Raw genomic sequence first — 15423 nt, 5'->3', positions numbered from 1 at the left:
GGGGTCGCGGGTTCGAGTCCCGTCCAGACCGCAAAAGCACTCAGAAATGAGTGCTTTTTTGGTTTTACGGCCATTTTAAGCGGTTTATGTTATGGTTCGTTTAGTATGTTTTAGCAAATCATAGCAGATTTTTTGCTACCAGTTGTGATACCAAGTTTTTTCAAATAAATGACAGTAGGTTTACGGCATCAACTTAAACACATTGTCATGAAAGTTCAATACACACTGGTTTTCAATCGTAAAAAAGACCTAGCTGCTAAAGGCAAAAGCCTAGTGCAAATTCAAGCTTATTTGGAAGGTGGTCGTAGATATTTTAGTACAAAACTATACCTCACCCAAAAAGAATGGGACTCCAAAAAGGCTACTTGTAAAGACCCGTATTTAGCAAAAGCACTCAGAGACAGAGTTAGCGAGTTTGAGCAATTTGAAGTTGAATTTAGGGCTCTCAATAAACGATTTTCTTTATCAGATTTTGATTTCTTTTTGAATCCTTCCAAAAAACAAGTTCCAATTTCATTTACTCAGTTTTTTAAAAAGCAGCTTCAGAAGGAATCACATCTCAAAAAAGGAACGCTCGTAAATCAGGAAAATACGCTAAAAAAGCTCATTGAGTTTCAACATAATATTGCTTTTGAGGATTTAGACTACTGTTTCTTACAAGACTTTGAAATTTTTCTTAGAAATGAAAAGAAACTAAAAACGAATACAATTGAGAAGTATCATCGCCAGCTACGCAAGTACATTAATCTGGCTATTAAACAAGATCTACTTCCTATTGAGAAAAATCCTTACAGGCTGTTTAAGCTATCGAAAGAAGAGACCGACACACTTTTTCTTTTACCTGAAGAAAGAGATAAGATAGAGCAATTGAACTTCGATAGTACACCTGAAGAAAAAGACCAACTAGAAATGGCGAGGGATATGTTCCTTTTTGCATGTTATACAGGTCTACGTTTTTCAGATTGTTACAACATGAAGAACTCTAGTATTAGCAAAACTAATCAAGGGTTATTACTAAAGTACAAGGCGCAAAAAACTGAGAAAATTGGTTACAAACCTCTGTACCTGCTTTTTGATGGAAAGCCACAAAAAATCATTTTGAAGTACTACTCTGGGAGTTCCGAAAAGCGTGTCTTTAAAGGAATGACGAATACCAAAGTCAATAAATGCCTTAAGGTAATAGCCAAGCTGGCTCGAATACCCAAAAAACTATATTTCAAGGCTTCAAGAGATACTTTTGGCACCTCTCTATATATGTTATCTGGTGATGATAAACTCGTACAAAAGCAGTTACAACATACAAAAAGAGAGCAAACGGACAAATACGTTCATCTGGTAGAACAAATTCAACATGAAGGACTACAAAAAATATTTAAACCCTGCAAATAACGTTCCCATGATAGAAATTCTTGAAGGGAATAGATACAGTCCAGATCTTAACAAAACAGGTAAAAAGATTAGTATCAAACACTATCTTAATACCTACCTTTTTCCTATTGGAGAAAACCATGAGAATAAGCCTCTATATCCCTTGTATTACCGAGTTATCTTTAACAGGCAATCTGTTAAAATCAAAAGCAATATAAATTTAGCATTACCTACAGATAGCTTTGATATAGAAAGTTTATCTGAGGAAAATAGCACTCTTATCTCTCGTGAAGCACTTACACTTGTAAATATTATTAGTAAGATATATTGTAAGGTGAATGAAGAAACATTGAATCCATATTTTGCTTCAATGAAACTAAAGAGTAAGCTTGAGTTCGATATTAATCAAATATTTAACGATTTTGACTACACCCAATACGAACTCCCTAATTTGGTAAAGCAGTTACTAATGAATGAAATTACCAAGTTTGCTGAAGCGAATGGTCAATCCAAATTAATTGAAGAGCTCAAGCAGTTTATCAAAATGCCCTCCCCTTATCAACTTGTACAGTATCTTAAATCTCAAGACAAGATTTGGAAAAAAATTGAGGATAAAGTACCTATTCACATCTGGTTCTTCGATATTCATTATGCTAAATTTCTTATGTCAAACGTGAGCTACCAGAAACTAGGCGCCACTTTTACAGACCTAAAATATGATTTGCACTTCAGAGAATGTTTTATGAAGTTTTGTCATGAAGAGTCAATCGAAATTGATCTTTATGACTTAACACAATCACTTGAAGATATTATGTAGATTTTCATACATCCACAGAAAGCCCTTAGAATACTGATTCTAAGGGCTTTTCATTTGATAGCAAATCATAGCAAAAAATATATCCAAATATGTTGTAATACTTACAACATATTTTATTAGTATTGCATTGTATTTAAAAACAATGTTACCATGCCTAGAACAAGTCGTACAAAAGTTCATCTAAGCGATGACACAATTTTCATTCTGAAAGAATTTGAAAAGAAGATTTCGCACCTTGAATCAATTATCACAGCGCAAACAAAACAACCTTCTTCTATTCCTGAAGTACTTCAACCATCAGAGGTTTGTACCAAAATGGGATGGTCGAGATCTAAGTTTGAACAATTTAAACGGGAGGGACTATTCAGAACATTTAAGATAGGTGGTAAAGTCTACGTCTATACTTCAGATATTCTAGCTCTTTTTCCTGAAGGATTCTTTCATTGAAGTATTTGACTTTAGGCATAAAAAAACCGATATGCGTGAACATATCGGCTTTGATAACTTAAAGCAAATTGAATTTTAAATTCCCACACAAAATTATGTATTTTTTGCTAATTACGACACTCCATACAATTATGGAGCAGCTATTCTTTTGCCTTAACATTAGGCGCTTACTTCTAATTTCCTACAGCTCCTATGTAGGTCAATATCTTCGAAATGCTCCATACTCAAGAGTATATCAAACTTTATTTCCCTAACCTCTAAGAACTTATGACAGAATATAATTTTCGATTCGAAAAAAGCCCTAAAAAGAAAGGGAAATGTCCTAAGTGTGGACAAGCCAATACATTTCGCTATTATGAGGATCAGGAGGGAAATCGCCTTGATGAATCTCTTGGTAAATGTGAACGTATAAACCATTGTGGTTACCATCAAATACCTAACTTAATACCGCATTCAACTAAAAATACAGTTTCACTAATCCCTAATAATCAGAACATTATAAATCCAAGTAAAAGCTGGATAGAACGCTTTGATAAATGGACACTCGACTTGACAAGTAATTTCCATACGTTTTGCTTGTCAAAAGGTATCTCAAAGGAACATCTTATCAAACATGGTGTAGCAACTGATGATAAAGGAAAAACTGTCTTTGTTTTCCGTAATCATAAATCACAAGTAGTTAATGCAAAATGGTTTGTCTACGATGAACAGGGTAAAAGAGCTAAAGATGGATATAATAGTCACTCGATGGTTCAACCTAAAAACAAAAATGTTCGATATGGCATGTGTTTGTTTGGTGAAGAGCAACTAAGTAGTGACAAAGAGAAAACAGTCATTATTGTAGAGTCAGAGAAAACAAAGGTTATAGCCTCATTCTTTTACCCTGAGTATTTATGGCTCGCTTGTGGTTCAAACAATGGTTTAACCTCCGAAAAACTCATGGTTTTATCTGGTAGAAATGTAATCTGGTTATGTGATGCCGATGTCGCAGGGAGGATGAATTCTAGTATTAAAAACCTAGAGAAAGCACAAATTAAACATACTGTCATAGACCTATTCCCTGAGCGTTCGGATGGCTATGATATTGCAGATGCCATACTAGAAGGGAAAAAGCCTGAGATAGCTCAAAAACAGCCTTCTGAAGAGAAGAAAACATCATCTGATATCTATATCAAGACACCAACAGTCATGTATAAAAATGACTATACTATCTGGGTTAAAACACGTAATAACTGGGAGGTAGTGGCCAATAACTTTTTGGTATATGTAAAGTATAAAACTCAAGATGAGAATCAAAACTGTACATGGATTTTAGAGATTAGAATCAAGAATAAGGAGGCTATCTATATTGAAATGTCACATGAGGATTTTTGTTCGGCAAAGAGGATGAAAATGGAGCTATCAAACAATCTACTAAGCTTCAAGATCAACGATGTGCAACTAACAGAAATACAGGAACTCATTTACTCCAAAACGCAATTTGGTCAAGCTTCAAAGGTGACTCGATATGGATTCCATAATGAGTCAAAAACTTATGTCTTTTCAAACAAAGTACTCCTACCAAATGGGACTCTTGTAGAGCCCGACAAATTTGGCGTTGTTACAGACCATAAAAGTTGTATTTCGCTACCACAAACCAAGGATAAAATGAAGAACAGATTTTTTATTTCTGATTCGGATGTATCCTTCAATCAATGGTACCAAATCTACATACAAACTCATACTTATGAGAAAGCATTCGTTCCAGCGTGCTTCTATATCATGTCCTTGTTTAGAGATATTGTGATTTCTCACAAAGGATCATCTCCTATCCTTTATTTGAAAGGTTCGGCTGGTACTGGTAAAAGTAGTGTTGTAAGAAACCTTACATGTCTTTTTGGCTATGAACAACCACAAATTAACCTTAAGACAAAAAACACAGAAGCTGCTCTGGTTAAATTGATGAGTCAGCTATCTAATGGACTTATTTGGATGGATGAATTTCATAATGATTTCTCCCATGAAGGTTTGTTACAAGCAGCCTATGATAATGCTGGTTATCACAAAACTCCAGAAGCTTCAAGGAGTAATAACGAAACTGATAGTATTGACATTTACAGTGCTTTAGCCCTTACTAGCAATTACATCCCTAATAACCCTATTTTCTTCTCTCGTTGCATATTGATTCAAATAGAAAATAAGGAGAAAGAGGCATCCCAACGAAAGGCTTTTTTCAATTTAATTGATTTAGAAAAACGTGGTTTAGGAAATATTACGGTAGAGCTCTGCAAGTATCGTAAGCTTATAGACGAAAATTACAACACAGCCTTTAGTAAAATCTTTAACCGAGTAGAACAAGCTACGCAAAACGAATCAATGCCTGAGCGATTACTTAGTAATATTTGCCAAGCCCTGACGTGTGCTTACATTTTACAGGTAAATGATAAAATTCAAGTATGTGAATACACCGAAGAATCGGACATTCTGGATGAATTTGTAGCAATGGCTTTGAAAACGATATACCTGCAACATAGAATACAGAATGAAACCTCTGTTCTGGCTGAATTCTTTAGCATTCTCCAATATTTGTATGACTCTTCACAAATCCATGAAGGGGTTCATTTTAGGTTTGAAGGAAACTTCCTGCTTTTGCGTATGCCTTCGATTTATCCAATTTTTATGCATAGATACCGCAATGTATATTACAAAGAGGCACATGATAAGGAATCTATCATCCAAGAGGTAGTGAAAATGGAGGCACCACGCAATTTTAAGGAAATTGTGAAGGCAATTCGCTTCAAAAGTGAAGAAAACACACTTGAATAAGCTTTAAAAAATACAGTAACTAACTCTTTATCAATCACATACGAGACATTACAGTCAATTTTTGGGGTGGATTTAAAGGCTAGACGGCTAGATGGCTAGAACGCTTTTTGAAACTTTTTTTTAAGCATTTTTTCTACAACGCTACAACGAAAATACTAGATACTTGATAATCAATATATTATATAAATTTTTATTAATTTTTTCGTTGTAAAATCGTTGTAAAATCGTTGTAAAATCGTTGTAACCGTTGTAAACATCAAAAATCGTTGTAGCCGTTGTAAACGATTACAACGATTTTACAACGACGAAAAATGGATAAGTAATTGATTATTAATATCTTACATTACCGTTGTAACGTTGTAGAAAACAAACACGTTTTTTTGAGTGCAAAAGTGTTCTAGCCATCTAGCCTTTTTTTAGCCTTATTAATAAAATACAATTCGAATCATGGTATATCAACTAGTATTAAGAGCCCAAGATGTACAAATAATCCTCAATCTTTGTAGAACGGATAGCTATCGGGTCATTCAAGAAATAAAAGAGGAATACGCCTTCTCAAAAAAGCTAAAAGGAAGTAAAATTCGCACCGTAGACCTAGCAGAAGCGTATGATTTATCGTTCGAGGATATACAACAGGTTTTAAATCAAAATAAATTTTGTAGTGACCTTTAATAAAAATCCCCTTGCTATACCAGCGAGGGGATTTTTATTAACTCAATTCATCAATTTCACCTATTACATATCGTTTGTCCCTATTGAAAGTTATACCCTATTGTTGCATTCAGTTTTACCAAATAACACATTTGATTAGAGCTGCATATAACAACTAAAACACCGTAAAATGGAAAAACTAACTCAAAACATTAACATCCGTACAAACCTGAACATTAAAAAGAGATTGATGGATGAAGCCAGTTCGCTAGATATGAATATGTCCGAATATGTCTTATTAATTCTACAAAGTCATTGGGATAAAAAAGACCAGTCACTTGCTACGACCCATCAAGAATCTACCCTTTCCAGTCAGCATCAACTTTCAGAATCAGAACTTATCATTAGTCAATTAATTGCTGAAAAAAGTGAGCTTCAAGAAAAGCTCCAAGCTCAGAATAAGTCGGTTTGGCAAGAGGCCATGAGTACCGCCGAAAAACTATCTGAAGAAAGGATTAGACGTGAACGAGAAGCTGCCATTTATGAATATCAAAGAAGTGGTGGGGCAACGATAGAGTCAGCTACAATCACCAGTCTTCAGGCTCGTTTGGCTGCTTATGAAACAGACCTTCTCAAACAGGTTTTCAATGTAGTGAGACAAAACCCTAAAGTCTCAGATTTGCCAGACGTTGTTCAAATTTTAACCTATCAGTATTTTCAACAATTTATCAAACCATCTATCCATGACTAACAATATTTTTTTCTCTGAAGACCCATTTGAAATTTTTAGTAGAAGTTCCCCTAGCTCTCTGGGATCAACATCCTCATACTCTAAAAGTGGTTCTTCGTTCTGGACAATTATCTTGATTGTATTGCTAATCGTAGGAATGGCAATCATCTACTTGTACAGGCACACTATTCTTAAATTCTTTTTGGGTAGTTCTACGCCACCAAACGAAGTATCACCGAGTGTTACAGATCCAGTCACAGAAGAAAACAATGAAAACAAGACAAGCCCTGTAGAGAGGCAGCCGTTCAAATTACTACCCGAACACAAGGTCATCCGACGCTTCGACCTTAGCGACCAAGAAAATTGGGATAAAGCGCTCATCGTTCTAAAAGAAAAGGAAGGAAAGGCTGTTTTCGTAGCTGGTAAAGGCTGGTTGATTTATGAATAAGCATACCCTCTATCATTTACGTAACACTTAGTAACACACAGTTTTACGCTGTTTTCCAGCGTGTTACTATGCTCTACAAGGTTTTACTTTGTAGAGCATTTTGTTTTACAATTTGATTATATGGCTTTTCTATTTTGATTGATTTAAGTATCTTCGTATTTCTCAACTTGCTCGTAAAAAACAAGAGATTTTCTCCTCCAAAAATATATCTGGAGATAAGTAAACATTTTTGGATATGCGATTAGACCTCTAGCTACTGTGGTCACAGCAATCAAGTAGAACCTTGGAACTATACCTTTTACATTTTACCATAGCTCAATTTGAAATTGCCTATCCACAAGCCTGCTTATTGCTTCTATTCTCCATCCATTTTTGTCTATGACTCTTTATTCTAGTAAGCTGACTTTTAAAATCTATTAGATAAAGTTATAATTACCCACACCATAAAATGGCGAAACAAAACAAAGAAGTAAAGGAAAAGGCAATTGAAGTAACCCTTTGGGATGCCGCTAATAAGCTCAGAGGTAGTGTAGAACCCGCAGAATACAAACACGTAGTACTAAGTCTCATCTTTTTGAAATTTGCTAGCGATAAGTTTGAGCAACATCGAGCTAAAATGATTGCTGAAGGCAAAGAGAAATACCTCGAAATGGAAGCGTTCTATTCCAAAGATAACGTATTCTTTCTGGAGGAAACTAGCCGTTGGAGCTACCTTATTCAAAAGTCAAAACAGAATGATATTGCTTTGCTGATTGATACGGCATTGCATACAATCGAAAAAAATAACAAGGCACTTAAAGGTGCTTTACCCGATAATTACTTCTCTCGTTTGGGCTTAGATGTTACCAAACTATCTTCCTTACTAGATACCATCAACGATATTGATACTACCAAAGATCCGAAACAAGATGTGGTAGGTAAAGTTTATGAATATTTCCTTTCAAAATTTGCTTTGGCAGAAGGCAAAGGGAAAGGCGAATTCTATACACCCAAAAGTATTGTAAACTTGATTGCCGAAATGATAGAGCCTTATAAAGGCATTATCTATGACCCTGCTTGTGGCTCTGGTGGTATGTTTGTACAAAGTATCAAGTTTATTGAAGCACATCACGGCAACAAGAAGGAAATTTCTATCTACGGCCAGGAATATACTAATACTACCTACAAACTGGCAAAAATGAACCTTGCTATTAGAGGTATTAGTGGTAACCTTGGTGAGAAAGCTGCCAATACTTTTCTGGACGACCAACACAAAGACCTTAAAGCCGATTTTATTATGGCAAACCCTCCTTTTAACCAAAAGGACTGGCGTGCCGATAACGAGCTGACTGACGACTCTCGTTGGTTAGGTTATGATGTACCACCCAAAAGCAACGCCAATTACGGTTGGATTCTGAACATGGTAAGTAAGCTCAGTGACAACGGCGTAGCAGGCTTTATTTTGGCTAATGGTGCTTTGAGCGGTGGTGGAGAAGAATATAAAATCCGTAGAAAATTGATTGAGAATAAGTTGATTGAAGCCATCTTAGTTTTACCACAAGATATGTTTTATACAACTAATATCAGCGTAACACTTTGGATAGTAAACAAAAACAAAAAGGCGCATAGCAAGCAGGTGGGTGATCAAACTCGAAATTACCGTAATAGAGAAGATGAAATTCTCTTTATGGATTTGAGGCAGATGGGAGAACCTTTTGAAAAGAAATATATCCAATTTTCGGAAGAGGATATCAAAAAAATAACTGGAACTTATCATCAATGGCAAACGCAGGAGATAGAAAATATTCCAGAGTTTTGTTATGCTGCTTCTTTGGATGAAATAACTAAAAAAGATTTTTCACTTGTCCCTAGTAAATATATTGAGTTTGTAAACCGTGATGAAAACATTGACTTTGACGAGAAAATGCGCACACTTCAAGCAGAGTTTACAGAATTATTAAAGGCTGAAAATGCCTCCAAAAATGATTTATTAACAGTGTTTAAAGAGTTGGGATATGAATTATAAGCAAAACATTGATAAATCTCATTACGGACGTATTGGCGACTATATTAAACTTATTGATGAGCGAAACAAAGGTCTACGTGTACAACAACTTTTAGGACTAAGTATTTCAAAACAGTTTATTCCATCTGTTGCTAACATCATTGGAACCGACATGGAAAACTATAAAATCATTCGCAAAAATCAATTTGCTTGTAGTACGATGCAAGTACGAAGAGACAAGAAAATGCCCGTAGCTTTATTACAGGAAGTTGACGAAGCCATTATCTCTCAAGCATACCCAATTTTTGAAGTAAAAGACGAAACAAAACTTTTACCTGAATATTTAATGATGTGGTTTACTCGCTCCGAATTTGACCGTGAAGCATGCTTTCATGCAGTTGGTGGTGTAAGAGGTAGTTTAGAATGGGAAGATTTTGAAAATATGCAATTACCAGTCCCACACATTGGCAAACAGCGAGAAATAGTAAAAGAATATAACGTTATCCAAAACCGTATCGCCCTCAACCAACAGCTTATCCAAAAGCTCGAAGAAACCGCTCAGGCTGTTTATAAACAGTGGTTTGTGGAAGGAATTGATTTAGAGAATTTGCCAGAGGGGTGGAGAGTTGGAGTTTTAAACGAATTGTGTGAATATTCAAGTAAAAGAATTTCAGTTAGTGACCTTAATTTAGATGATTATATCTCTACAGAAAATATGTTACAAAATAAAGGAGGAGTAGTTTCTGCAAACAGTCTTCCTAGTACAGGTAGTGTTACAAACTTTGATAAAGGAAATATTTTAATTTCTAACATTCGCCCATATTTCAAAAAAATATGGTTAGCAAACTTTAGTGGTGGATGTTCAAATGACGTTTTATGTTTTGTTCCTAAGCCCAACATACCCTCATTATATCTGTATCAGATGCTTGAAAAAGATAACTTTTTCGAATATGTGATGTCTGGAAGCAAAGGGACAAAAATGCCAAGGGGGGATAAAAAGTGGATAATGAATTTTCTCACTGTCATACCAAGTACTGAATTATTAGATAGATTCAGTACTCTTATAAGCACAATTCAACATAGAATTTCATTGAAGAAACAGGAGAATCAAAAACTAACCGAATTAAAAGACTTATTACTATCTAAATTGGCAACTATTGAAAATTAGGGAGATTATTTAAGTAATTCTCAAATGTCAAGTTTTTGATGTCAAAAACTTGACATTTAGAAATTATAAGTATCTTTGTGTTATGGCACTTACAACATCCATACGCAAGCAAATCAATCAATTAACTGAAGGAAAAACCTTTGGCTATAATGATTTGGCTATTGTCAAAGAAAACTTTAGCACAGCCGCCAAAGCATTAGAGCGCCTCCAAAAAGAGGGTCTAATCAAAAAAGTATCAAAGGGTTTATTCTATAAACCTAAACGAACAATATTCGGAGAGCTACAGCCCGACTATGAAGAACTATTACGCCCCTATCTTTTTGAAAATGGCAAACGAGTAGCCTACGAAACAGGTACATCGCTTTACAAGCGCTTAGGGTTAACTACGCAAATGGCGTTCCGCATTAAGATTGCCAGCCGTGGCAAAAGTATCAAGATCAATCGAGGAGTATTACAAGCCACTGCCGTCAAAAGTTATGCTGAAGTCACCAGTACCAACTATAAGATTTTAGGCTTATTAGATGCCTTCAAAGACATCAAACAAATTCCTGATTGCTCGGTAGCTCAAGCTGTAAATAGGCTAAGCGCCATTCTTAAAGAGCTAGACGAGCAACAAACAGACTCACTAATTCGATATGCGTTACTCTACCCACCCAGAGTAAGGGCATTGGTAGGTGCGGTTTTAACCTACAACGGCTATAACGGAGCAGCCATCGAACAGTTAAAAGAAAGCTTAAATCCTCTATCAATCATCAAGTTAGGGATTAGTGAAATGGATTTACCTACAAAATCTAATTGGTATATTGAATGAAACTACACGAAGATAAAGCATTATTTAAAGACGCTATTCTGTTTACGGCACAGCAAATGAACCTCAAACCCGAATATGTAGAAAAGGACTATTGGGTGACTTACGCATTGTTTACCATTTTTAATAGTGCTATAGGTAAGGATACAGTTTTTAAAGGCGGAACAGCATTAAGTAAATGCTACAATGTAATAGAGCGCTTTTCGGAAGATATAGACTTAGTAGTATTACGGAGACCAAACGAAACGGATAGTAAGTTAAAAGCAAAGTTAAAGAACATAAGCTCGGAGGTAGAAGCTGTATTACCCGAAATAGCAGTAGAGGGAATTACTCAAAAAATGGGAATGAATCGCAAAACGGCGCACTCCTACACCAAAGAATTTAGCGGAGACTACGGCCAAGTAAGAGATGCCATTATCGTAGAAGCAACATGGTTAGGCTATTACGAACCGTACACCCACAAAAGTATAGTTTCATTCATAGGGCAAATGATGTTGGATAATAGTCAGGCTGACCTTGCCGAAAAATATGACTTACTCCCTTTTACTTTACAAGTATTGGAGCCTATCCGAACGATATGCGAAAAAATCATGAGCTTAGTTCGATTTTCGTATAGTTCAAACCCTTTGGATGATTTAAAGAAAAAGATAAGACATACTTACGATTTACATCAATTACTCCAACAAAAAGAGTTCCTAGACTTTTTCAATTCATCCGAGTTTGAAATTATGCTTTTAAAAGTAGCGAATGACGACATTGCTAGTTTTAAAAATAATAATCAATGGTTGGTAAATCATCCCAATGAAGCACTGATTTTTAAGCACCTAGACGAAGTTTGGAAGGAGTTACAACCAATTTACACAAATGCCTTTAGAAATCTCGTATTCGGGACTTTACCTCAAGGAGACGCGGTTCTAAAAACCTTAAAAATGATTCAAGAAAGACTAAACCCAATTTCTTGGTCAATAACACTTGAAAACTAGAAATGAAATTCACTGAAGCACAACTAGAAAAAGCCTTTATCGAATTACTAGAACAAGAGGGCTTTACACACCAACTGGGACTTAGTATCTCACGCAAACCAGAAGAGGTTTTAATAGAAGAAGATCTAAGAAGTTTTCTTCTGAAGAAATATGCAAACGAGGGTATTACTCACAATGAAATAAACACCATCGTTCTACAGCTCAAATCGCTACCATCTTCAGACCTATACGAAAGTAATAAATCATTTTTAAGAATTCTCTCAGATGGGTTGATTCTCAGAAGAGAAGACCGCAATGAAAAAGATCTTTATATCCAACTCATTGACTACATGGGATTAGATACCCAACGCCAACCGAATGAAGAGCAACTGTTGATGTTAGCAGCAGACACAGTTGAAACATACCAGAAGGATGCCAATATCTACAAGATTGTCAACCAATTAGAAATTATCGGTACAGAAAAGCGTATTCCTGATGGTATCCTATACATCAATGGAATACCATTAGTAGTATTCGAATTTAAAAGTGCTATTCGAGAAGAAGCAACGATACATGATGCGTATAAGCAACTAACGGTGCGTTACCGTCGTGATATTCCAGAACTATTAAAATACAATGCTTTTTGTGTTATTAGCGACGGTGTAAATAACAAAGCAGGTTCTTTATTTGCACCATACGAGTTCTTTTACGCCTGGCGTAGAATCGCAGGGTTAGCCAAAGACGTGGATGGTATAGACAGTATGTTTACCCTAATTCAGGGAATGTTTCATAAAAACCGACTGCGTGATATTCTTCGTAACTTTATTTATATCCCTGATAGCTCAAAGAAGAACGAAAAGATTGTTTGTCGTTATCCGCAATACTATGCAGCAAGAGCACTATTCAACAATATCAAAAATGCTCAAAAGCCAGAAGGAAATGGAAAAGGGGGTACATACTTCGGTGCAACAGGTTGTGGCAAAAGCTATACAATGTTATATCTGACAAGGTTATTGATGAAGAGTGAGTACTTTTTAAGTCCCACAATTGTATTAATTACCGACCGTACGGATTTGGATGACCAACTTTCATCACAGTTTATTAATGCCAAAACATTCATCGGTGACAGCAACATTGAAAGTGTAGAAAGCCGTGCAGACCTCAGAGCCAAACTCCAAGGTAGACAAAGTGGTGGGGTGTTTTTAACTACAATTCACAAGTTTACAGAAGACACAGAACTGTTATCGGAAAGAACTAACATCATTTGTATTTCGGATGAGGCACATCGTAGTCAAACAAACCTTGATCAAAAAGTCAGAGTAACCAAAGAAGGGGTAAGCAAAACCTTCGGATTTGCCAAATACCTCCATGATTCATTTCCCAATGCAACATTTGTAGGGTTTACAGGAACGCCAATAGATGCAACACTAGATGTTTTCGGTAAAATAGTAGACACCTATACCATGACAGAATCTGTAAAGGATGAAATCACGGTAAGAATTGTATATGAAGGTAGAGCTGCCAAAGTAGCACTAAAGAATGGCGAACTAGAGAAAATCGAACAATACTATTCGGAAGTTGCCGAACAAGGAGCAAACGAATATCAGATAGATAAGAGTAAGCAAGAAACCACGAAATTATCAATCATACTAGGTGATCCTGACCGACTTCGTGAAGTTGCTAATGATTTCGTAAATCATTACGAAAGTAGAATAGCAGAAGGTGCTACTGTGAAAGGCAAAGCTCTATTTGTCAGTAGTGGACGTGAGATAGCTTATGAACTTTACAAAAATATCATAGCGCTTCGTCCAGAATGGGCAGAAATTCGGGAAGCAGAGGAAGGAGCAGAATTAAGTGAAAAAGATAGAAGAGAGCTCAAGCCAATAGAACGTATCAAACTGGTTATGACTAGAAATCAAGATGACGAAGAAAGTCTCTGGAAATTACTGGGTACAAAAGACGACAGAAAAGAGTTTGACCGTCAATTCAAAAACCCGAAATCCAATTTCAAGATAGCAATCGTAGTAGACATGTGGTTGACTGGTTTTGACGTACCATTCTTGGACAGTATATACATCGACAAACCAATTCAGCAGCATAATTTAATTCAGACTATTTCAAGAGTTAATCGAAAATTTGAAGGGAAACACAAAGGTTTGGTAGTAGACTACATTGGTATTAAAAAGCAAATGAATCTGGCACTTGCCAAATATAACAATAGCGATGGAGAAAACTTTGAGGACTTAGAGCAGTCATTAGTTGTTGTGAGAAACCATTTGGATTTGTTGGCCAGACTAATGCACAAGTTTGATAACACTAAGTACTTTACAGGAACAACCCTAGAGCAACTAAATAACCTAAACTATGCAGTGGAGTTTATCCAACAAACTAAAGAATTAGAAACTAGATTTGTAGGCTTAGTAAAACGACTAAAAGCAGCTTATGATTTATGCTCGGGCAGTGAGAAACTAAGTCAAGCAGAAAGAGACTATACTCATTTTTACTTGGCTGTACGCTCTATTCTGTTCAAACTAACCAGAGGAGACGCTCCAGATACTGAGCAAATGAATGCAAAAGTTAGAGAGATGATTAAAGATGCTCTTCAGAGTGATGGTGTGGAAGAAATATTTAAACTAGGGGAAGGAAACGAAAAAGAACAAGATATTTTTGATGAAGATTATCTAGCTAAAATTGATAAAATTAAGCTCCCCAATACTAAAATTAAACTACTTCAACAGCTATTAGCAAAAGCTATTGGAGAAATGAGGAAAGTAAACCGTGTTAGAGGGATTGATTTTACTAAAAAAATGCAGGCAATTGTAGAACGATACAATAACCGTGATGCTAATGACATCTTCAGAAGTGAAGTATATGAAGAAATGGCGGAAGCATTAACAAACCTGATTTGGGAGGTTCGTAATGAATTCAGAGCTGGGGATGAGTATGGAATTGATTTTGAGGAAAAAGCTTTTTACGATATTCTAAAGGAACTCTGTAGAAAATATGAATTCAATTATCCTGACGACCAATTAGTAGCGTTATCACAGGCGGTTAAAAGCATTGTTGATAGTCAAGCTAAATTTCCAGATTGGAACAAACGTGACGACATTAAATCGGCTCTAAAAGTTGATTTAATACTACTGTTAGACGAATTTGGATATCCACCAGTTGAAAGAGATGAAGTATATATTGAAATTTTCGAACAAGCCGAGAATTTCAAGAAGAATCGTGGGTA

The 15423-nt window shown here is 35.8% G+C and carries 12 protein-coding genes; all 12 read left to right on the top strand.

All coding sequences use genetic code 11. From position 1 onward, the window contains the following. The first annotated feature begins 207 nt into the window (after positions 1-207). Positions 208-1389: a site-specific integrase gene (locus ACOVQ4_RS00415; protein ID WP_044175221.1), complete on the top strand. Its 1182-nt coding sequence runs from the start codon at positions 208-210 to the stop codon at positions 1387-1389. Further along, complete coding sequence (locus tag ACOVQ4_RS00410) at positions 1352-2185, top strand: hypothetical protein (RefSeq protein WP_421818702.1); 834 nt, start codon at positions 1352-1354, stop codon at positions 2183-2185. Before ACOVQ4_RS00415 ends, ACOVQ4_RS00410 begins: the two co-directional genes overlap by 38 nt. A gap of 150 nt (positions 2186-2335) precedes the next feature. Continuing rightward, positions 2336-2632 carry a hypothetical protein gene (locus ACOVQ4_RS00405; protein ID WP_421818701.1) on the top strand — a complete coding sequence of 99 codons (297 nt, stop codon included), beginning with the start codon at positions 2336-2338 and terminating at the stop codon, positions 2630-2632. Between the two features lie 267 nt (positions 2633-2899). Continuing rightward, positions 2900-5437, top strand: coding sequence for a DUF6371 domain-containing protein (locus tag ACOVQ4_RS00400; protein WP_421818700.1), 2538 nt, complete (start codon positions 2900-2902; stop codon positions 5435-5437). 447 nt (positions 5438-5884) lie between these two features. Beyond that, positions 5885-6109 (top strand): hypothetical protein, encoded by a 225-nt coding sequence (locus ACOVQ4_RS00395; RefSeq protein WP_026997211.1) that lies wholly within the window; start codon positions 5885-5887, stop codon positions 6107-6109. A gap of 169 nt (positions 6110-6278) precedes the next feature. Beyond that, positions 6279-6839 carry a hypothetical protein gene (locus ACOVQ4_RS00390; RefSeq protein WP_044173517.1) on the top strand — a complete coding sequence of 187 codons (561 nt, stop codon included), beginning with the start codon at positions 6279-6281 and terminating at the stop codon, positions 6837-6839. Beyond that, positions 6832-7266, top strand: a complete 435-nt coding sequence (locus ACOVQ4_RS00385) for a hypothetical protein (protein WP_421818699.1) — start codon at positions 6832-6834, stop codon at positions 7264-7266. Before ACOVQ4_RS00390 ends, ACOVQ4_RS00385 begins: the two co-directional genes overlap by 8 nt. 448 nt (positions 7267-7714) lie before the next feature. Next, complete coding sequence (locus ACOVQ4_RS00380; RefSeq protein ID WP_421818698.1) at positions 7715-9271, top strand: N-6 DNA methylase; 1557 nt, start codon at positions 7715-7717, stop codon at positions 9269-9271. Continuing rightward, on the top strand, positions 9261-10418 hold the full coding sequence (locus ACOVQ4_RS00375; RefSeq protein WP_421818697.1) for a restriction endonuclease subunit S: 1158 nt from the start codon (positions 9261-9263) through the stop codon (positions 10416-10418). Before ACOVQ4_RS00380 ends, ACOVQ4_RS00375 begins: the two co-directional genes overlap by 11 nt. Positions 10419-10500: 82 nt before the next feature. After that, positions 10501-11229: a DUF6088 family protein gene (locus ACOVQ4_RS00370; protein WP_421818696.1), complete on the top strand. Its 729-nt coding sequence runs from the start codon at positions 10501-10503 to the stop codon at positions 11227-11229. Continuing rightward, on the top strand, positions 11226-12209 hold the full coding sequence (locus tag ACOVQ4_RS00365) for a nucleotidyl transferase AbiEii/AbiGii toxin family protein (RefSeq protein ID WP_421818695.1): 984 nt from the start codon (positions 11226-11228) through the stop codon (positions 12207-12209). Before ACOVQ4_RS00370 ends, ACOVQ4_RS00365 begins: the two co-directional genes overlap by 4 nt. A gap of 2 nt (positions 12210-12211) precedes the next feature. Next, on the top strand, positions 12212-15423 hold a 3212-nt coding region (locus ACOVQ4_RS00360; RefSeq protein ID WP_421818694.1), incomplete at its 3' end, for a type I restriction endonuclease subunit R.

The sequence above is a fragment of the Flectobacillus sp. genome (genome assembly GCF_049240685.1).
GTDB lineage: Bacteria > Bacteroidota > Bacteroidia > Cytophagales > Spirosomataceae > Flectobacillus.
Note: the sequence above shows the minus strand (reverse complement) of the source record. Positions and strands in the feature narration are given on the sequence as shown.